The following is an 18,837-nucleotide window of genomic DNA, read 5'->3' as shown; positions in this document are numbered from 1 at the left end:
AGGAGACGGTGTGCCGTCGCGGCACGAGCAAGAGCGGATCGATGTGAGCGCTGTCACGGTTCAGCGTCGCGGCGGGCGAACCGCGGGCGCCTCACCACACGGCGGGGATGAGGCGGGGCCTGCCGGCGGCGTAGGCCGGGTAGGCGTCCAGCCGCATCAGGGTCTCCTCCTCCACCAGGATCCGCCAGATGATCGCCGGGACCATCAGCGCCGCGAACAGCACCGGGCTCACCGGGTTCAGCAGCACCAGCACCACGCCGAGGTGGGCGAGCACCATCCCGGCGTAGGACGGGTGGCGGAGGACGCGGTACGGGCCGGTGCGCACGATGCGGTGCTCGGCGACGGTGCGAACGCGGTGCGAGTAGAACCGGCCGAGCTGGTGGATCGAACCGAGCCGCAACACCACTCCGGCGAGGAACGCGGCCGCGGCCAGGACCCGCAGCGGGCTCCAGCCGTCCCAGACCGGGGTCAGGGTGACGAGCGTGCCCAGCACGACCATCCGGGACATGCCGTAGAGCTGCAGGCTGCCCCGGTCGCCGGAGCTGGTCTCCTCCGTCGCGCCCTGGAAGGTGATCCGGATCTCCAGGACCAGCCAGCCCAGGTAGGCGAGCAGGACGAGCGCGCCCAGCAGGTCGCCGTCCGAGCCGCGCGCCCACGTCCCCCGCAGCAGCATCGCGGTGGCGAGGACGAACAGCGCGGGCGGGAAGAGGCTTTCGAGCTTGCCGCGCAAGGACTTTCCCTCCTGTCAGGCCTGCGACCAGCGCAGGTGCTCGTAGATCCGGGGGGCGGCCACCAGGCCCTCGATGCCGACCGAACCGACCGTTCCGTCGGCGGCTTCCAGCTCCACCAGGACGTCGAGCCGCCTGCGGTGCAGGGACATCCGCGAAGCGCGCAGCCGGATCGGCTCGCGCCCGGCCACCCGGCGGCGCTGCTCGAAGCGCAGTCCCGTGAACACGTACTTCCAGTCGTCGGGGATCTCCCACACCTCGTGGCCGAGGCAGGTCGTGAGCTGCCGGGCGGCCTCGACGAGCTCCACCGGACCGCGGTGCGCCGGGTCCCGCCTGCGCAGCGGGTGCTCGGCGGCGAAATCGAGCATCTCGGCGGTGCACTCCTCGGCGCCGGTCTCGACGGCGCCGATGGCCACGTTCTCCGCCCGGTGCCGGTGCACGAGTTCCCGGTCGACCGGGTCCGGCGATCGGCGTTCGGGAAATGCGCGGGAATCGGCCAGTGCGCGCACCGCCACCTGACCGTCGGCGAGAATCGCCCCGCCACCGGAGAAGCGCAGCGCGCAGCGCTCACAGTCGTCGCCGTTCTGGGTGAGCCGCAGATCCACCGGTTCCCCGGGATCACCGAAGCGGTGGAAGGTGAGCCGCAGGCCGGCGAGCTGCCCGGGCAGCGACGTGGTGACCATTCCCACCGCGCCGTCCAGCAACAACGTCGCGGGCAGGTGGTCGAGCGGGTGGTCGAAGAAGAAGGGGTTCTCGCCGTCGGCGAGCAGCGTCCCCTCGGTGGTGAACACCAGGGAATCGAGCGCCAAGGTCATAGCCGCATCCCGCACCTCGGAGGAAAGAGTGGCCGTCAGGTTGATTCTTTTATAATCGCGGCCGACTGGGGCTTTCCTTAGAGCGATCATTTCCGGAGCGATCCCGGTATTCCGCCGAGCCCGCGCGGGAATGCGCGAAACCGAATCAGGAAACCTGCCGAACGAGGCGGTGTGGAATCAGGGCGAGCCGGAATCTCATCCGCTCCAGCGATTGCCCGCGATCACCTCGTCGAGCGGGCCGCGCGCAGGCGGGCCGGTGGGCGGTGGACCGAGCCGGTGCGCGACGGGGATCAGGGCGATCTGGGTGATCTCCTGGTGCGGGATGCCGAGCAGCTCCGCGACCTCGCGCTCGCGGGCGAGGTGCGCGGTGGTGAGCGCCGTGCCCAGGCCCCGCGCGCGGGCCGCGAGCATGAAGCTCCACACCGCCGGGTAGATCGAGCCGTAGAACGCGGAGCGCCGCGCGGCGGGCGCGTCGACGGGAAGCCTGCCCCGCGAGCAGGCGAGCACGAGCACGGGAACCTCGGCGAGCTGGTCGGCCAGGGCCCGGGCGGCGGCGGTGTTGGCGTTCTCCGGCTTGTCCGCCAGGTATTCCGCCGAGGCGGCGCGGTAGTGCCGCGCGACGCCCCGCCGCACGGCCGGGTCGTCGAGCACCAGGAACCGCCAGTCCTGCCGGTTGCCGCCGTTGGGCGCGCAGGTGGCCAGCCGCAGGCACTCCCGCACGGTCTCCGGGTCCACCGGGCGCGCCAGGTCCAGGCGCCGCCGCACCGCGCGAGTCGTCGTGAGCGCTTCGTCGAGATCCATCGCCACCCCTCCGGCGGAACCCGCCACACCGTCCACTCAGGACTCATCGGGAGCGGTCGCCCACTCCGGCCCGGACCAGCCTGCCAGCGGCAGTGTGGCGATTCACCTAGTCTTGCCATGCCTACTGTGGATCTTCGCAGCCCCGAGCACCGAATCCACATCGGACGTCCGGCGGGCGTCCGGCGCAGCGAGGGAGTTCGTCCCGTGACCGAGACCCCCGCGATCGAGACCTCCTTGATCGAAACCCTGGAGCACCCGATGCACCCGCGGTCGGTCGGGTGGAAGCTGGCCCGGCTCAAGGCGTTGCACGAGGAGGGGATCCGGGTACCGCCGCTGTTCTGCCTCAGCGGTGAGCTGTTCTCCCGGGCGGTCTCGGCCGGCGACGTCGCGGAGGCGCTGGGGGAACTGGACCTCTCGGACTGGCGAGCGGTGCGGACGGCCTCGGACCGGGCCCGCGCGACGATCGTCGAGGGCGGGCTCGGCGCGGACGGCGAGCGGCTGCTGGCCGAGGCGCTGCGCAGCACCTTCGACCCCGGTGCGCTCGTCGCCGTCCGCGCGTCGGTGGTGGGCGCGCGGCCCGAGGAGGGCGAGGACTCCGCGGAGCACGCCTTCGCCGGCATGAGCGACAGCTACCTGTACGTCCCGGTGGGCCAGGTCCGGGACGCGGTGCTGCGCTGCTGGGCCTCGGCGTTCAACCCCGAGGGGATGCTCTACCGGCACCGGCAGGGCCTGTCGCTGGACCAGGTCTCGGTCGCCGTCGGGGTGCAGCGGATGGTGTTCGGGGAGCGCTCGGTGGTGCTGTTCACCTGCGATCCGACCAGCTACGCGAAGGACGCGGTGATCAGCGCGGGCTGGGGAATCGGTGAGGGCGTGGTCGCCGAGAAGACCCCGACCGACCACTACTTCCTGCACGGCATGTCCGGCGAGCTGCGGAACGTCGTCGCCGACAAGCACGAGATGGTCACCTTCGACGCCGAGCGCGGCCACGGCACCCGGCTCGCACCGGTGCCCCCGGAACGCCGCGCGGTGCCCGTGCTCGACGAGGCCGAGGTGCGGGAGCTGGCCGAGCTCGGGGAGCGGATCGAGCGGATCTTCGGCGCCCCGCAGGACATCGAGGCGACCTTCACCCCGGACGGTGCGGTGCACGTGCTGCAGTCCCGGCCGATCACGCTCGATCCGGGCCACCACCGGGTGTTCAGCAGCGCGAACGTCTCGGAGAGCTTCCCCGGCACCACGACTCCGATGACCTACTCGGTGGCCCGCCGGTTCTACTGGTTGCTCAACCACGACTACCTGCGCCGCTGCGGGGTTCCGGACCGCGAGCTGCACGACCTGCACGAGACGATGACGCGGCTGGTCGCGTTCGTCGACGGGCGGATCTACCACAACATCGGCTCGTTCCTCAGCGAGCTCGCCGTCTTCCCGCTGTTCGACGGGATGCGCCGGGACTGGGAGCGGCTGGTGGCGGAGCTGGACAACAGCTACTACCGCTCCGACGAGCGGCCCGCGGGCCTGCGCGCGCGGCTGCGGCGCTCGGCGGCGCTGGCGGGTGGCTGGGCCCGCGCCGGGCGGAACTACGCCCGGCTGGCCGCGGACTTCGCCGCGTTCGAGGCCGAGTGGGCGGAGCTGATGCGGGACCGGCGCGGCGCGGGGCTCACCGCCCGGCATCCGCTGAGCCTGGTCAACGACTATCGCGAGGTGTGGCGGCGGGCCGGGAACCTCTGGGGCATCACGCTGATCAACTACCAGTTCATGCTCATCGTGCACGGGCGGCTCGAACGGCTGCTGGCGAGGTGGGAGGTGCCCGACCGCGACACCCTGTTCAGCCAGCTGCTCTGCGGTGGCGAGCAGCTGCGCGGGGCGGAGATCGCGCTCAGCGCGGTGCGGCTCGGCGAGCGGGTTCGCGCCGACGCGGACCTGGACGCGCTGTTCCGCGACGGGCCACCGGAGGAGATCTGGAAGCGGCTGGAGGCCGGTGAGCTGCCCGCCGGTTTCACCACCGCCGTGCGCACCCACCTGGAGCGCTACGGCGATCGCGGGCTCGAGGAGCTCAAGCTGGAACGGCCCAATCTGCGCGAGCGCCCCTGGGAGCTGCTGCGCCTGGTGGGCCAGTACGCCGCGCGCGGGGTCACCGCGGCGGACATGGAGCGCGTCGAGCGCGAGACCCGGCGCGCCGGGGAGGAGCGGCTGGCGCGAGCGCTCCCCTCGGCCGCGCGGCGGCGGGTGGTGCTGGGGCTGTTCGACCGGCTGCGCACCTTCCTCTGCTACCGCGAGGCGGGTCGCTACCAGCGCAGCGAGCTGTTCGGCTACGCGAAGCGGGTGATCGCCGCGCTCGGCGGGCACCTGCACCAGCGCGGGGTGCTGGCCGATCCGCAGGACGTGTTCTGGCTCGACGTGGACGAGCTGTTCGGGTTCTTCGACGGGTCCGGCAGCACCCGCGATCTCGCCGGGCTCGTCGAGCTGCGGCGCGGCGACCACGAGCGCGCGCGGCGGCGGCGCCCGCGGCGGGAGTTCTCCACCGCCGACGTGGTGGCGCTGTCGGTGCCGGAGGTCGTCGACGCCCCGGCGGACCCCGGGGCGCCCGAGCCCGCCGACGGGGTGCTGCGCGGGCTCGGGTCGTGCCCGGGTCTGGTCCGGGGCCGGGCTCGGGTCGTGCTGGACCCGTCGTTCGCCGAGGACTTCGACGCCGACGACGTGCTCATCGCCCGCGAGACCGATCCCGGCTGGCTGTACCTGATGCTGGCCGCCAAGGGCATCGTCGTCGAACGCGGCAGCCTGCTCTCGCACACCGCGATCACGGGCCGCAAGTTCGGCATCCCCACCATCGTCGCCGTGCCGGGGGCGATCGAGCGGATTCCGGACGGTGCGGTGGTGGAGCTGGACGGCGCCACCGGGACCGTGCGGGTGGTGGGCTGATGCGGGTGTTCTGGCGGTTCTTCACGAAGCGGTTCCCGCCGCTGAAGTACGTCTTCTACGTGTCGCTGCTGGTCTCGGGCGTGCTCTCGGCCCTCGCCCCGCTGCGGAACGGGCCCGGTCCCGGGTTCGGGGCGGCGGGCTGCGCGGCGGTCGCCCTGTTCGCGCTGCTGTTCTTCCTGCGCTCGGTCGACGAGGTCAAGGACCGCGACTACGACCGGGAGTTCAACCCGCGCCGCCCCGTCGTCACCGGCGAGGTCACCACCCGCGACATCGGGATCTACCTGGTGGTCTCCGCCGCCGTCGCGCTCGCCGCCTCGGCGCTCGCCGGGCTCGGGCCGGTGCTGGTGGCGGTGGCGGCGATGGCGTTCTCGCTGTTCCTGGGCTGGCTGGAGACTTCCTGGGGACGCTTCGACGCGAGCATGTGGCGCAACATCGCGCTCACCGTCCAGCTCAAGACGCTGCTGGTGTGCCTGGTCGTCGCGCTCGGCGGGCCGCTGCCGGTGCTGCCGTCCGCGCTGTTGGTCAGCTCGGTCGTGCTCGGCTACCTGCACTGGGAGGTCGCCCGGAAAACGGTGCGGGCGGAATTCGCGGTGCCGGGCGAGAAGCTGTACTCCACGGCCGCGGGAACGGCCGGGGCGCTGGCGGTCTCGGCCGGGCTGCTGGTCGCGGCCTGCGCCGCGCAGGCCGCTGCGGGCCTGGTCTGGGCGGGGGCGAGCTGGCAGGTGCTCGTCTTCCTGCTGCCGCTGCCGTGCACCGCCTGGGGTCTGGCGAGGTTCGCCCGCACCACCGGGCACCGCTACGCACCCGCCGGACCGACGCTGCTTGGCTACGTCGTCCTGCTGGGCACCTGCACCCTGTTCCGCTTGCTGACCTGGTGAGGGAGCCCCGGGCTCGCCACCTCCGGCGCCGCCGGGCGGACCAGGCGGACCGCCGAGTTCTGCCGGGATTTCCGGCACCGCCGCTGAGCGCTCGGGCAGCGGAGGACCGCCAGCGGTTCGGACTCCGCCCGGCCGTTCGCGAAGTCGCGGGCGGCCGGGCCGTCGCGGACCGCTCAGGGGCGCGTGCTCCGGCGGCTCCCGCGCCGGGTGGCGCGGTGGCCGAGGCCGCGCGGTCCGCGTGGGAGACTCCGGTCGTGAGCACTTCTTCGCGGTGCCCGTGCGGGACGGGCGAGACGTTCGGCGAGTGCTGCGGGCCGCTGCACGTCGGTGAGCGCCGCGCGGCGACGGCCGAGCAGCTGATGCGGTCGCGGTTCTCCGCGTTCGCGGTTGGTGACGTCGATCACCTGCTGCGGACCTGGCACCCGTCGACCCGGCCCGTCGAGCTGGAGCTCGACCCCGAGCAGCGCTGGACCCGGCTGGAGATCCTGGAACGCACCGGCGGCGGGCCGTTCGACACCGCCGGGACCGTCCGGTTCCGGGCCCACCACCGGATCCGCGGGCGGGCGGGCTCGATCACCGAGCGCAGCCGCTTCGAGCGCGATGGCGCCTCGTGGTCCTATGTGGACGGTGACCACGAGTGATCTCGGGCAACGGTTCGGACGCGGAACCCCCGATGGGGCGCGACGTGCCCTAAGGTCCGGTGCCAACCAAGCCCGGTCGACCGGAGGTGGCTCCATGCCCAGCAGTTCCGATCGCAAGCCCGTCCGCAAGCGGCTCCGCAACACCGGTTGCGCGATCACGTTGGGTGTCATCCTGCTCGTGCTGGCCGTGATCGTGCTGCTGGCGCTGATCGCGAAGGACCCCAGCGGCGCGGCCAGCGGGGTCAACTACTGGTGGGGTTGGCTCGGTGACGGTGCGCGGTCGCTCATCAACGCGCCCATCGACTTCTTCCGCTCACTCCTGCGCTTCGGCCAGGAGGTCGGCGGCTGAGCGCTCCCCCGCACCTGAGCAGCGGTGCGGTCGGCGGCCTCGCGGTCTCCCGACGAATCGCGAGGCCCCTCGTGCCCGTCCGCGCGGCACGACCGTGCGCGGGCCGTCGGCGAGGACGCGGGTTCATCGGCCGGGAGGCCCGGCCGATGAACCCGGCGCGTCAGCCGGCCACGTCCTTCAGCGCGGTGTCGAGGATCTCCAGGCCGCGGTCGATCTCGGCCTCGGTCGCGGTCAACGGCGGCGCGATGCGGAAGATCCCGCCCATCCCCGGGAGCTGCACGATGTTGAGGTGCAGCCCCAGCTCCCCGCAGCGCCGGGTCACGGCCGCGCCCAGCGCATCGGCCCCCGCCGCACCGTCGGCGGTGAGCTCGAGCCCGACCAGCAGGCCGCGGCCCCGGACGTCCCACACCGCCTCGTAACGCGAGTCGAGCTCGTCGAGCCCGCTCCGCAACCGGTCCCCGAGCTCGCGGGCCCGCAGGTCCAGCCGGTCCCGGGTGAGCACGTCCAGCACGGTGTTGCCGACGGCGGCGGGCAGCGGGTCGTTGACGTGCGTGGTGAAGAACAGGAAGCCGCGCTCGTGCGCCCGCTGCTCGATCTCCGCGCTGGTGAGCACCGCCGCCAGCGGCAGCCCGGCGCCGAGGGTCTTGGACAGCACCAGCACGTCCGGCACGACCCCGTCGCGCTCGAAGGCGTACCAGTCGCCGGTCCGGCACAGCCCGGTCTGGGCCTCGTCCAGCACCAGCAGCATCCCGCGCTCGTGGCACTTGTCCCGCAGCGCAGCCAGGTAGCCCGGGGGCAGGTCGACGATTCCGCCGGAGCTCAGGATCGGCTCCACCAGGCAGGCCGCGAGCCCACCGGTCGACTGGGCGTCGATCAGGTCGAAGCCCAGGTCCAGCTGGCGGCGCCAGTCCAGCTCGCCGTCCGCGTCCACGATGTCCGGCCGCGAGCGGTCCGGCACGGGCAGCGCGAAGTTGCCCGGCGCCGAGGGGCCGTAGCCGCTGCGCCCGGCGACGTAGGTGGCGGCCGCGGCGGCCTGGGTCATGCCGTGCCAGGAGCGGGCGAAGGAGACGACCTCGTGCCCGCCGGTGACGAGCTTGGCCATCCGCAGCGCGGCCTCGTTGGCCTCCGCGCCGGTGGTGAGCAGCATCGCCTTCTCGAGCGGCGCGGGCACCGATTCGGTCAGCCGGCGGGCGAGATCCACGACCGGGCGGCTGAGCATCCCGCTGTAGAGGTGGTCGAGCCGCCCGACCTGCTCGCGCACGGTGGCGACGATCTCCGGGTGTGAGTGGCCGAGGATCGCGCTCATCTGCCCCGAGGTGAAGTCGAGCAGCTCCCGACCGTCCTCGGTGAACACCGAGCTGCCCTCGGCGCGGTCGATGATCCCGGGGCTGAACGAACCGCCACCCGAGTAGCGGATGAGATGTTGTTCCGGAGAGGTGTCGGACATGATCGGGACAGTACGGTCCGGACCGGTCGTCGTCCATCGGTTCACCGGGCTCCTCCCAGGGTGTTCGCGGTCGGCGAAGCGGCTGTGACCAGGGACTCGGCCGGCCCCAGGGGCACAGTTCCGGGCACCCCCGCCGCGGGCTCGGGACCGGCGTGCGGGTCGAGGTCGGCGTGCGGGTCGAGGTCGCGGAACACCGGCGCGAACAGCGCCAGCACCGAGGTCGCGCCCACGAGCACCGCCAGCACCACGGCGGCGGGGCGCAGCCCGGCCGCGTCGGCGAGCGCCGCGAGCGGTGCCGTGGCCAGCGCGGGCGCGGCGAGCAGCAGCGTGTTCTGCGCGCCGAGCACCCGGCCGCGCATCGCGTCCGGGGTGACCTCCACGGTGAGCACCCCCAGCACGGTGCCCGCGGGCCCGTTCGTCAAGCCCACCAGCGCCGCCGCCGCGAACACCACCCACGGCTCGGCCAGGGTGGCCAGCAGCGCGAAGCCGGTCAGGGTGCCGAGCATCCCGATGACGAACCAGGCCCGCCGCGACACCCGTCCGGCCGAGGCGGCGTACAGCGCGGATCCCAGGATGCTGCCCGCCGCGAGCGCGCTCAGGGTGAGACCGGCCAGCGCGGGCAGGCCGACACCGGTGAAGTAGGCCGGCATCACGACGGTCTGCAGGACGCTCATCACGGCGGCGAACACCGCCGTGATCGCGGAGGCGCCCAGCACGATCCGGTTCCGCGCCAGGAAGCGCCACCCCACCAGCAGGTCGGCGGCCGCAGCGCGCACCGGGCCGCGCCCGGGGACCGCGGGCTCCCGCTCCACGACGCCGCAGCGCGGGTCGAGCACCAGGGTCAGCGCCGCCCCGAGCAGGCTCGTCGCGGCGTTCACCAGCAGCAACGCCGGGCTCAGCCCCAGCAGCCACACCATCAGCCCGCCCAGCCCCGGCCCGGCGAGCACCAGCACGTTGCCGACCGCCTCCCGCACCGCGATCAGGCGCTCCAGCCTGCGCGGACCACCCGGGGTGAGCCTGGCCAGCACGGGCAGCAAGGACTCGTGCGCGGTCATGCCCGGCACCCGGATCACCGCCCCGAGCACCCCCAGGGCCAGGAACCAGCCCATGTTCAGCCCGACCCAGGCGTCGATGAGCGGCAGCGACGCCACCGACAGCGCGGCGAGGAGGTCCGAGACCACCGACACCCAGCGGCGGTCGAAGCGGTCCACGAGCAGCCCGGAGACCAGCCCGGTCGCCGCGGAGGCAGCGGTGGTGGCAGTGGCGATCACGCCCGCGGCCAGCACGTCACCGGTGCGGTCGAGCACCAGCAACGGGAGGACCGCACTCGCGATTCCCTTGCCCAGCAACGAAAGTCCGTACGAGGACACATGCACGACGGCGCTGCGACGCACCGCGCACCTCCCCTCACCACGCCGCGTTCCCCGCTGCCCCGACCGTCCGGGTCCGGGCGCCGCACCTCGGCGGAGGGCGCGGCGGGCTGTGCGACCAGGAGAAGCGGTGCCGTCGCGGCACGCTCAACCCGGAGCCCGGTGATCCGGCTCACGGCGCGCTCCGAGGGCTCGCGCACCACCACCCGAGGTCTCGATCCGGCGCGGCCCATTCGCGGAGCCGCATTCGCCGAATTCGGACACTCCCCTCCCCAATTCCGGAGCCCGCCGCATTGTCGGACCGGACCGCGCGGGAAGGGCCGGTGGCCTTCCGCGCCGTCGGCCCAGCCGTCCTGCACACCTGGAATTCACCCGCGCAGCGGGCCGGCGGGTTCGTGGCCGAGTCGTTGGAAAGGGGGGATGCCGCCGCTCGGCGGCGACGCATAGAATTGCCCGGACTCGGGTGTGATCGTTTTCGCTTTCGCTGACCTGAAAGGGGCGCGAGTAGTGCGTTATGGCGTGGGGATCGATCTCGGAACCTCCTTCACCTCCGCGGCGATCAGCGGCCCCGACGGCACCCGCATGGTGCCGATCTCGTCGGGGATGATCGTTCCGTCGGTGGTCTACCGGGCCCCTGACGGAGCTCTGTGGACAGGTGAGTCGGTTCCGGGGTCCGGCTCCGATCCGGCGTTGACCGCGCGGAACTTCAAGCGTCGGCTCGGCGACCCCACCCCGGTGGTGCTCGGCGGATCGACGTACTCCCCCGCGGCGCTGATGGCCGCGCAACTGCGCCACGTGCTCGCCACCGTCAGCCGGTTCGCGGGCGGGCCTCCGGAGTCGGTGGTGCTGACCTACCCGGCGATCTGGGGCCCGTACCGGCGGGAGCACTTCACCGAGGTCCCGCGCCTGGCATCGGTCGAGGACTTCCGCCTGCTCACCGAGCCGGAGGCCGCGGCGACGCACTACTCCAGCGAGCGCAGGCTCGGGGACGGCGAGACGGTCGCCGTCTACGACCTCGGCGGGGGCACCTTCGACAGCACCATCCTGCGGATGCGCGCCGGGCGGATGGAGATCCTCGGCACCCCGGAGGGCATCGAGCACCTCGGCGGCATCGACTTCGACGAGGCGCTGCTGGCGCACGTCGACCAGCGCCTGGACGGCGCGATCAGCGCGCTGGACCACTCCGACCCCAAGCAGGCCGCCGCGCACGCCGATGTCGTCGAGATGTGCGTGCGCGCCAAGGAGGCGCTGTCCATCGAGCCGGACGTCCGGCTGACCGTGCCGCTGCCGTCGGGCTCGCGCGAGGTGGTCATCACCCGGCTCGAGTTCAACGACATGATCAAGCCGTCGGTGCAGCTGACGATCGACGCGCTGCGCCGCACCACGACCTCCGCCGGGCTGCGCCCCGACGACCTGTCCGCGGTGCTGCTCGCGGGCGGCTCGTCCCGGGTCCCGCTGGTCGGGCAGCTGGTCTCGCAGGAGTTCAACAAGCCGGTGCGGGTGACGCTGCACCCGAAGTTCACGGTGTCGCTCGGTGCCGCCCTCGTCTCCGCGCACCCCCGGCCGGCGAACTCCCCGCCCCCCACCCTGCCCGCCGCCGCGCCGGCCGGCGGGACGGCGGCTCCCGGGACTCCCCCGGCGGCGGCGCCGACCGCGCCCGCGCGCCGGAAGTGGCTGATCCCGGGGATCGCCGCGGCCGCCGTGGTGGTCGTGGCCGCGGCCGCCACCACCCTGGTCGCCACGTCCGGGCCGGCCGCACCGGCCCAGCCGCTGCCGATCTACGCCGACGGCCCCGCGCGCCCCTTCACGGGTTATCTCGGCTCGGACGCCGGGTGGGGCGGCACGGCGCTGGGCGCGGACGGCGCCGAGCAGCCGCCGTACATCCGCGCGACCCCGGACCCCGACTCCGGCGGGGTGCGGGTGGCGTGGACCGATGACGCCCCGGCGCAGTTCTACCTGCAGACCGATCACGACCAGGACATCTCGCCCTACGCGGACAACGGCGGCGCGCTGGTCTTCGACGCCGAGCTGCACGCCCCCGCGGGCGACGGCGAGACCAAGCTCGCGATGCACTGCCACCACCCGTGCTCCGGCGAAGTCCCGGTGTCCGACCTGGTCGGGGACTTGCCGGTGGGCCGCAAGACGACGGTGACGATCCCGCTGGCCTGCTTCACCGACGCGGGGCTGGATCCGAAGCGGATGAACACGGCGTTCCTGGTGTACTCGCAGCGGCGGATGGACATCACGTTCTCCGACGTGCGCTTGGAGGCCAACGCCGACGAGGGCGCGACCTCCTGCGGCCAGCTGCGCTGAGCCGCCGCGCTTGACCGTGCCGCTGCGGCACGGTGTCGAATCCGCACCGACGAGGACGCGACCGGAACCACCGGTGGCGCCGCACCGCGTGGAGGCGACATGACCCGCACCCTGCCGCAGCAGCTGTTCCTGCTCAGCTACAACACCGACAAGGGCGCGCTGGAGTCCAGCAGCGCCCTGGTCCGGGGCCAGCTGCTGCGCGCCGCCGCCGTGGCGGAGCTGCGGCTGAGCGGCCACCTGGCGGACCACGGCGGCAAGGCGGTGCGCGTGCCCGGTGCCCCGGAGCCATCGGATCCGTTCCTGGCCGAGGTGCTGTCGGTCGCGGACGAGCGGCCGCGCCGCTGGCTCACCGTCGTCGACCACCGCTGGCACAAGGCGGAGGCCGCGGTGCGCGACCACTTCGCCGCCACCGGCGCGATCGACGTCGAGCGCCGGCGCAAGCTCGGCGTCTTCCCGTCCCTGCACGTCGAGCTCGCCGCCCCGGAGGAGGCGCACGCGCTCCGCACCCGCCTGCGGAACCTCGCGCTGGAGGGAGGCGATCTGACCGCGGCCCCGATCGAGGACGTCGCGCTGATCGCGATCGCCGCCGAAGGCGACGTCGCCCACGCCTTCGCCTGGCGCGAGCGCCGCCGGGCCAAGGCCGCGTTCCGCGCCGTCACCGACCGCTTCGACGCCGAGTTCCCCCGCCTGCGCGGCGCCCTCCAGATGTCCATCGCGGCCCGCCGCACCGCCGCCACCGGCTGACCGCCGGGCCGGGAGGACAGCGTGCGGCGGGGCCGTTTCGCGCCGTCCCTGGCCCAGGACCGTCCGGACGAACTAGGGTCGGAGATCGGATTCGTCACGTCGTCGACCAGGGAGTCGGTGTGGACACGATCGCTCGGTTCCGGGCAGCGGTGGAGGAGCGGGACGCGGCGGCGCTGGAGCCGTTGTTCTCCGCCGAGCCGCGCTTCTTCAGCCCGGTCAAGTTCCGGCCGTTCGAGGGCCGCGAGCTGGTGCTCGGTGTCTTCGGGGTGCTGCTGAGCCGGGTGTTCGAGGAGTTCCGCTACGTCGGTGAGCTCGACGGGACCGCGGAGACCGCCGAGGGCGGCGGGGCGGACTCGCACGTGCTGGTCTTCCGCGCCACCGTCGCCGGCAGGCAGGTGCACGGCATCGACCTGGTGCAGCTGGACGCGGAGGGGTTGATCTCCGAGTTCACCGTCATGGTCCGTCCGCTCAGCGGCGTCACCGCGCTGAGCGAGGCCGTGCACGCCGGTCTCGTGGCCGAGGGCCTGGTACCGGCGGCGAGCTGAGCCCTGGTCAGCTCCGGATCCGGCGCAGGAAGCGCCGGGTCCGATCCTGCCGCGGGTCACCGATCACCTGGGCGCTGGGGCCGCGTTCGACGACGACGCCCTCGTCGAGGAACAGCACCTCGTCGGCGACCTGCTCGGCGAACCGGATCTCGTGGGTGACGATGACCGTGGTCCAGCCCGCGCCCGCCAGGTCGCCGATGACGGCGAGCACCTCGCCGACCAGCTCCGGGTCCAGCGCGGAGGTCGGCTCGTCGAACAGCACCGCGCTCGGCGCCAGCGCGAGCGCCCGCGCGATGCCGACCCGCTGCTGCTGACCGCCGGAGAGCTGGAACGGGTAGGTGTCGGCCCGCTCGGCCAGGCCCACCTGCTCCAGCAGGGCCCGCGCGTCGGCGGTGGCCTCCTCCCGGGGACGGCGCTGGGCGACGAGCGGGCCCTCCAGGACGTTCTCCAGCACGGTCCGGTGCGGGAACAGGTTGTGCGCCTGGAAGACCATGCCGCTCTGGGAGCGCAGCCGGGAGCACTCCTGGCGACCCGCCTTGCCCGGGGGCAGCCGCGAGAAGTCGACCTCGACCCCGCCGATGCCGACCACGCCGCGCTCGGGGATCTCCAGCGCGTTCAACGAGCGCAGCACGGTGGTCTTGCCGGAGCCGGAGGGTCCGATCAGGACGGTCGAGGTGCCGCGCGGGACCTCGAAGTCGATGCCGCGCAGGACCCGGTGGTCGCCGAACGACTTCTCCAGGCCGCGCACCCGGACGCGGGCGGGCTCGGTGCGGTGCTCTGCGGTCTCGGTCATCGGGCCACGTACCTGTCCAGTCGGGTTTCCAGTCGTTTCTGCGCCGCCGACAGCGCCACGCAGATCACCCAGTAGTACAGCCCGGCGAAGGCGTACAGGGCGAGGAACTCGTTGCTCTCGGCGGCGGCGAGCTGGGACTGCCGGAACAGCTCGGTGAGCAGCACCACCGAGCCCAGCGAGGTGTCCTTGAGCAGCGAGAGCAGCGTGTTCGACAGCGGCGGCACCGCCGTGCGCGTCGCCTGCGGCAGGATGATCCGCCGCAGCGTCTGCGGGTAGTTCAGGCCGATGGTCGAAGCGGCCTCGAACTGGCCCTTCGGGACCGCGAGGATGGCCGAGCGCACCACTTCCGCGGCGTAGCCCGCCACGTTGAGGCTGAAGGCGATCACGGCGGCGGTGAACGGCGGGAACTTGATCCCCAGCTGCGGCAGCCCGTAGAACACGATGAACAGCTGCAGCAGCAGCGGGGTCCCGCGGATGATCGAGATGAAGGCGCGGGCCAGCCCCGAGGCCACCCGGTAGGGCGAGATCCGCGCGAGCGCCACCAGCAGCGCGAGCGCCAGGCCGATGGCGAAGCTCACCGCGGTGAGCGGGAGGGTGACCGTGACCAGACCGACGAACATCGGCCAGGCCGTGCTCGCCAGCACCTGCCAGGTGCCGCGGTGCCCGCGCCCCTCGGAGAGGTCGGCGGGGCCGCCGCCGGGCACCGAGACGTCGGCCTTGAAGTAGCGCTGCGAGATCTCCCGCAGGGTGCCGTCGGAGTGCAGCTCGCCGAGCGCCCGGTTCGCCTGGTCGAGCCTCGCGCGGTCGTCCCGGCGGAGGGTGAGCACCTGCTCGCTGGTCTCGTTCCCGGCGTTGCCCGCGATCTCCACGTCGCGCGAACCGGTGCTGGCCAGGTAGTCGAGGATCGCGATGTTGTCGTTGACGATCGCGTCCACCCGGCCCTGGGTGAGCAGCGCGGCGGCCTGCGCGAAGCCCTCCACCGTCTCGACCCGCGCCCCGGCCGCCTTCGCCACCTCCGACCAGTTGCTGGTGGCCGACTCCGCGGTGGTCTTGCCGCGCAGGTCCTCCAGGCCGCGGATGCGCTCGTCGCCGGTGCGGCGGATGACCACGCCCCGGGAGTAGGTGTAGGGCTCGGAGAGCGCGTAGCGCGCCTGGCGCTCCTCGTTCACCGAGACCTGGTTGGCGATGACGTCGATGCGGCCCGCGTCCAGCGCGGCGAACATCGCGTCCCACCGGGTCTCGACGAACTCGATCCGCCAGCCCGCCCGGTCGGCGACCGCGCGGATCACGTCGACGTCGTAGCCGGTGAGCTCCCGGTCCTCCTGGGAGTGGAACGAGAACGGCGGGTAGGTCCCCTCCGTGCCGACCCGCACCACGGGCCGTTCGTCCCGCTCCTGCGCCGTCCCCGGGGCGGGCAGGGCGATCAGGGCCAGCAGGACCAGCACCGCGCAGCGGAGCGCAGGGCGCATCGGCGACTCCCTCACCTTCTCCCCGCGCCGACGACGCGGTGCCGGGACTATAAGCCGGTCCTCCGCACCTCCGCTTCATGATCCACACCCGCGGGACGTCCTCGCCGGCCCGCGAAGCGGCTGCCGGGGGTGCGCGCGGCCCCGATCGGCGGGCGCCCCGCTGGTGAGGGCCTCCGGAGCGGGTTCGCGGGGATCGGTCAGCGGCCCGGCAGGAAGCGCACGTGCGGGTGACCGTCGACCTCGGAGACCGAGCAGCGGACGCCGTAGACCTCGGAGATCAGCTGCTCGGTGAGCACCTCGGCCGGGGTTCCGGCCGCCACGACCCGGCCTCCGGAGAGGACCGCGAGCTCGTCGCAGAACATCCCGGCCAGGTTCAGGTCGTGCAGCGCGAGCACGGCGGTCACCGGCAGCCGCCGCACGAGCGCGAGCAGCTCCAGCTGGTGCGCGATGTCGAGGTGGTTGGTCGGTTCGTCGAGCAGCAGCTCGCTCGGTTCCTGCGCCAGGGCGCGGGCGATCTGGGCCCGCTGCCGCTCCCCGCCGGAGAGGCCGTGCCAGCGCCGGTGCGCGAAACCGGTCAGCCCGGTCTGCGCCAGCGCCCGGTCGACGACCTCCGCGTCGGCCGGGTGCGGACCGCCCCAGCCGCTGCGGTGCGGGATGCGGCCGAGCGCGACGACCTCGGCCACCGTCAGGTCCACCTCGGTGCCGACCTGCTGCTCCACGACCGCCACCCGCCGGGCGAGCTCGCGTCGGGGCCACCCGGCGGTCTCCCTGCCGCCGAGGGTGACGGCACCGCTGGCGGGCCTGCGCAGGCCCGCGAGCAGCCGCAGCAGCGAGGACTTCCCGGACCCGTTCGGTCCGAGCAGCCCCGCGGTGCGGCCCTCGCCCACCGTCAGCCGCACCCCGTCGAGGACGAGGGCGCCGCCTGCCGACCAGGACACCTCGTGCGCGGTGACGCTCACGACATCCTCCCCCGCCGGACCAGCAGCACCGCGAAGGCGGGCACGCCGACGAGCGCGGTGACCACGCCGACCGGGACCTCCTGCGGGGCCGCGATCGTCGTGGCCAGCACGTCCACCCACACCAGCAGCACCGCGCCGAGCACGGCGGTCACCGGCAGCAGCACCCGGTGCCGGGGCCCGACCAGCAGCCGCGCGGCCTGCGGCAGCACGAGCCCGACGAAGCCGATCGCCCCGGCGGCGGCCACCAGCGTCGCGGCCAGCAGCGCCGTGGCCACCAGCAGCACCAGCCGCAGCCGGGCCACGCGCACTCCGAGCGAGGCGGCGGCGTCCTGGCCGAAGGCGAAGGCGTCCAGCGCGGCGGCCCGGGACTGGCACAGCACCAAGCAGCCCGCGCACACGGCCCCGGCCAGCGCCACGTCGTTCCACCGCGCCCCCGACAGCGAGCCCAGCAGCCAGAACAGCACGCCGCGGGTCTGCTCCGCGTCCGCCGAGGTGATCACGATGTAGGAGGTGAGCGCGGAGAACAGCTGGGTCCCCGCGACCCCGGCCAGCACGGTGTGCCCGGTGGCGCCGCCCGCGAGCGCGGCCAGCAGCATCACCAGTGCGAACGCCACCAGTGCCCCGGCGAAAGCCCCGGCGGTGAGGCCGACGACCCCGCCGCCGAGCCCGAGCACCACGATCGACACCGCCCCGGTCGAGGCTCCCGCCGACACGCCGAGCAGGAAGGGGTCGGCCAGCGGGTTGCGCAGCACCGACTGCAACACCGCCCCGCACACCCCGAGCCCGGACCCGCACACCGCGGCCAGCAGCGCCCGCGGCAGCCGCAGCTGCCACACGATGCCCTGGCCGATGCGGGACACGCCGGTCTCCAGCAGCCCGAGCCGGTCGGCGACCACGCTGCCGACGTCGGCGAGGCTGAGATCGGCGGGCCCGAGGGTGACCGCGACCCCGATCGACAGCAGCAGTGCCGGGATCCCGGCCAGCACGATCGCGGTACCCGGCAGCCGCCCGGCGGGCAGCGCCGCGGTCACCGCTTCCGGTCCAGCTCGACGAGCCGGTCGGCCAGCCGTTCGATGCCCGTGACCGTGCGCAGGCTGATGTTGAGCTCGGTGCCGGTCATGGGCATGAGCCGGCCCGCGCGCACGGCTCCGAGCCGGGACACCGCCGGGTCCTCGCGCAGGAACCGCGTCTTCGCCGCCAGTCCGTCGCCCTCCCCGTCGCGGGTGAGGTCGCCGAGCACCAGCAGGTCCGGGTCGCGGGCGAGGACGTCCTCCCACGAGACCTGCGGCCACATCGAGGCCTGGTCCCCGTAGGCGTTGCGCACGCCCAGCTCCCTGGCCATGATCGCCGGGGAACCGGTGGACCCGGCCACGTACGGGGATTCGGTGCGGGCGAACCAGAACAGCACCGAGGTGTCCGGCGGGGACTCCAGGTTCGCGACCCGGGCCCGGGCCGCCTCGACCCTGCTCGTCAGCTGGGCGACGAGCTCGTGGCCGCGCTCGGGGACGCCGAACAGACCGGCGATCTCCCGCACCTCCTGGTAGATGTCGGCCAGCTCGACCGGCTCGGCCAGCGGCGCCTCCTCCGGCAGGCAGTTGCTCGGGGACAGGTAGGTCGGCACCCCGAGCTCGGCAAACCGCTCGCGATCGGCGACCCGCTCGTCGGTGAACATCGCCCGGTAGGCGCCCAGCACGATGTCCGGTTCGGTGCCGAGCACCGCCTCGAACGACGGGGTCTCGTCGCTGAGGCGCGGGACGTGGGCGTTGGCCGCCGCCAGCGCGGGATCGACCGGCTCGGTCCAGGTCGCGGTGCCGACGATCCGGTCGGCGAGCCCCAGCGAGAGCATGATCTCGGTGGTCGACTGGTTCAGCGACACCGCCCGTCGCGGCGGGCTGGTCACGGTGACGTCGGTGTCGCAGTTGCGCAGCGTCGTCCCGGACGCGGCGGTGTCCTCGGCGGGCGCGGAGCAGGAGGCCAGCAGGGCGGCGACCAGCGCCACCCACCCGGTGCGGGCGCGCGGTAACGGCATGTCACGAGTTCCTCACCCCGGACCCAGGCGCGGGGTCCGG

17 protein-coding genes are annotated in these 18,837 nt (G+C 73.6%); 7 read left to right on the top strand and 10 right to left on the bottom strand.

Going from position 1 to position 18,837, the window contains the following annotated elements; translation table 11 throughout:
• Positions 1–91: 91 nt before the first annotated feature.
• The 3 genes from ACL03H_RS04120 to ACL03H_RS04110 all read right to left on the bottom strand — a co-directional run bounded on the left by ACL03H_RS04120 (position 92) and on the right by ACL03H_RS04110 (position 2,344).
• Complete coding sequence (locus ACL03H_RS04120; protein WP_412809711.1) at positions 92–730, bottom strand: methyltransferase family protein; 639 nt, start codon at positions 728–730, stop codon at positions 92–94.
• A gap of 15 nt (positions 731–745) precedes the next feature.
• Complete coding sequence (locus ACL03H_RS04115; protein ID WP_412809710.1) at positions 746–1,543, bottom strand: AfsA-related hotdog domain-containing protein; 798 nt, start codon at positions 1,541–1,543, stop codon at positions 746–748.
• 195 nt (positions 1,544–1,738) lie between these two features.
• Positions 1,739–2,344: a nitroreductase family protein gene (locus ACL03H_RS04110; RefSeq protein ID WP_412809709.1), complete on the bottom strand. Its 606-nt coding sequence runs from the start codon at positions 2,342–2,344 to the stop codon at positions 1,739–1,741.
• Between the two features lie 204 nt (positions 2,345–2,548).
• Between ACL03H_RS04110 and ACL03H_RS04105 the strand changes: the two genes are divergently transcribed.
• From ACL03H_RS04105 to ACL03H_RS04090, 4 genes are all read left to right on the top strand, one after another.
• Positions 2,549–5,260, top strand: coding sequence for a PEP/pyruvate-binding domain-containing protein (locus tag ACL03H_RS04105; protein WP_412809708.1), 2,712 nt, complete (start codon positions 2,549–2,551; stop codon positions 5,258–5,260).
• Positions 5,260–6,138, top strand: coding sequence for a hypothetical protein (locus ACL03H_RS04100; RefSeq protein WP_412809707.1), 879 nt, complete (start codon positions 5,260–5,262; stop codon positions 6,136–6,138). The genes ACL03H_RS04105 and ACL03H_RS04100 overlap by 1 nt, the downstream gene beginning before the upstream one ends.
• A gap of 254 nt (positions 6,139–6,392) precedes the next feature.
• Positions 6,393–6,779: a YchJ family protein gene (locus ACL03H_RS04095; protein WP_412809706.1), complete on the top strand. Its 387-nt coding sequence runs from the start codon at positions 6,393–6,395 to the stop codon at positions 6,777–6,779.
• Between the two features lie 94 nt (positions 6,780–6,873).
• Complete coding sequence (locus ACL03H_RS04090; RefSeq protein WP_412809705.1) at positions 6,874–7,128, top strand: hypothetical protein; 255 nt, start codon at positions 6,874–6,876, stop codon at positions 7,126–7,128.
• Between the two features lie 160 nt (positions 7,129–7,288).
• On the opposite strand, the gene ACL03H_RS04085 is transcribed toward ACL03H_RS04090, so the two are convergent.
• On the bottom strand, positions 7,289–8,575 hold the full coding sequence (locus ACL03H_RS04085) for an aspartate aminotransferase family protein (RefSeq protein WP_412809704.1): 1,287 nt from the start codon (positions 8,573–8,575) through the stop codon (positions 7,289–7,291).
• 41 nt (positions 8,576–8,616) lie between these two features.
• The gene (locus ACL03H_RS04080; RefSeq protein WP_412809793.1) at positions 8,617–9,945 is read right to left on the bottom strand and encodes an MFS transporter; all 1,329 of its coding nucleotides are present in this window, start codon (positions 9,943–9,945) and stop codon (positions 8,617–8,619) included.
• Positions 9,946–10,635: 690 nt separating this feature from the next.
• On the opposite strand from ACL03H_RS04080, the gene ACL03H_RS04075 reads away from it, so the two are divergent.
• From ACL03H_RS04075 to ACL03H_RS04065, 3 genes are all read left to right on the top strand, one after another.
• Complete coding sequence (locus ACL03H_RS04075; protein WP_412809703.1) at positions 10,636–12,258, top strand: Hsp70 family protein; 1,623 nt, start codon at positions 10,636–10,638, stop codon at positions 12,256–12,258.
• Positions 12,259–12,357: 99 nt separating this feature from the next.
• Positions 12,358–13,002: a GOLPH3/VPS74 family protein gene (locus ACL03H_RS04070; protein WP_412809702.1), complete on the top strand. Its 645-nt coding sequence runs from the start codon at positions 12,358–12,360 to the stop codon at positions 13,000–13,002.
• A 119-nt stretch (positions 13,003–13,121) separates the two neighbouring features.
• Positions 13,122–13,547 carry a nuclear transport factor 2 family protein gene (locus ACL03H_RS04065; RefSeq protein ID WP_412809701.1) on the top strand — a complete coding sequence of 142 codons (426 nt, stop codon included), beginning with the start codon at positions 13,122–13,124 and terminating at the stop codon, positions 13,545–13,547.
• A gap of 7 nt (positions 13,548–13,554) precedes the next feature.
• On the opposite strand, the gene ACL03H_RS04060 is transcribed toward ACL03H_RS04065, so the two are convergent.
• From ACL03H_RS04060 to ACL03H_RS04040, 5 genes are all read right to left on the bottom strand, one after another.
• A complete protein-coding gene (locus ACL03H_RS04060; protein ID WP_412809700.1) occupies positions 13,555–14,340 on the bottom strand; it encodes an amino acid ABC transporter ATP-binding protein in 786 nt (261 codons plus the stop codon).
• Positions 14,337–15,809 (bottom strand): ABC transporter substrate-binding protein/permease, encoded by a 1,473-nt coding sequence (locus ACL03H_RS04055; RefSeq protein WP_412809699.1) that lies wholly within the window; start codon positions 15,807–15,809, stop codon positions 14,337–14,339. The genes ACL03H_RS04060 and ACL03H_RS04055 overlap by 4 nt, the downstream gene beginning before the upstream one ends.
• Positions 15,810–16,006: 197 nt before the next feature.
• The gene (locus ACL03H_RS04050; protein ID WP_412809698.1) at positions 16,007–16,768 is read right to left on the bottom strand and encodes an ABC transporter ATP-binding protein; all 762 of its coding nucleotides are present in this window, start codon (positions 16,766–16,768) and stop codon (positions 16,007–16,009) included.
• Positions 16,765–17,799 carry a FecCD family ABC transporter permease gene (locus ACL03H_RS04045; protein ID WP_412809697.1) on the bottom strand — a complete coding sequence of 345 codons (1,035 nt, stop codon included), beginning with the start codon at positions 17,797–17,799 and terminating at the stop codon, positions 16,765–16,767. Before ACL03H_RS04045 ends, ACL03H_RS04050 begins: the two co-directional genes overlap by 4 nt.
• Positions 17,796–18,797 (bottom strand): ABC transporter substrate-binding protein, encoded by a 1,002-nt coding sequence (locus ACL03H_RS04040; RefSeq protein WP_412809696.1) that lies wholly within the window; start codon positions 18,795–18,797, stop codon positions 17,796–17,798. The genes ACL03H_RS04045 and ACL03H_RS04040 overlap by 4 nt, the downstream gene beginning before the upstream one ends.
• Positions 18,798–18,837: the final 40 nt, after the last annotated feature.

The organism is Saccharopolyspora antibiotica, assembly GCF_047200635.1.
Taxonomy (GTDB): domain Bacteria; phylum Actinomycetota; class Actinomycetes; order Mycobacteriales; family Pseudonocardiaceae; genus Saccharopolyspora_C.
This window is presented reverse-complemented; position numbering and strand designations above follow the sequence as displayed.

Coding starts and splice junctions, on each gene's coding strand:
- ACL03H_RS04115 (WP_412809710.1), bottom strand. CDS start 1,543: ATGACCTTGGCGCTCGATTCCCTGGTGTTCACCACCGAGGGGACGCTG.
- ACL03H_RS04110 (WP_412809709.1), bottom strand. CDS start 2,344: ATGGATCTCGACGAAGCGCTCACGACGACTCGCGCGGTGCGGCGGCGC.
- ACL03H_RS04100 (WP_412809707.1), top strand. CDS start 5,260: ATGCGGGTGTTCTGGCGGTTCTTCACGAAGCGGTTCCCGCCGCTGAAG.
- ACL03H_RS04090 (WP_412809705.1), top strand. CDS start 6,874: ATGCCCAGCAGTTCCGATCGCAAGCCCGTCCGCAAGCGGCTCCGCAAC.
- ACL03H_RS04085 (WP_412809704.1), bottom strand. CDS start 8,575: ATGTCCGACACCTCTCCGGAACAACATCTCATCCGCTACTCGGGTGGC.
- ACL03H_RS04070 (WP_412809702.1), top strand. CDS start 12,358: ATGACCCGCACCCTGCCGCAGCAGCTGTTCCTGCTCAGCTACAACACC.
- ACL03H_RS04060 (WP_412809700.1), bottom strand. CDS start 14,340: ATGACCGAGACCGCAGAGCACCGCACCGAGCCCGCCCGCGTCCGGGTG.
- ACL03H_RS04055 (WP_412809699.1), bottom strand. CDS start 15,809: ATGCGCCCTGCGCTCCGCTGCGCGGTGCTGGTCCTGCTGGCCCTGATC.
- ACL03H_RS04040 (WP_412809696.1), bottom strand. CDS start 18,797: ATGCCGTTACCGCGCGCCCGCACCGGGTGGGTGGCGCTGGTCGCCGCC.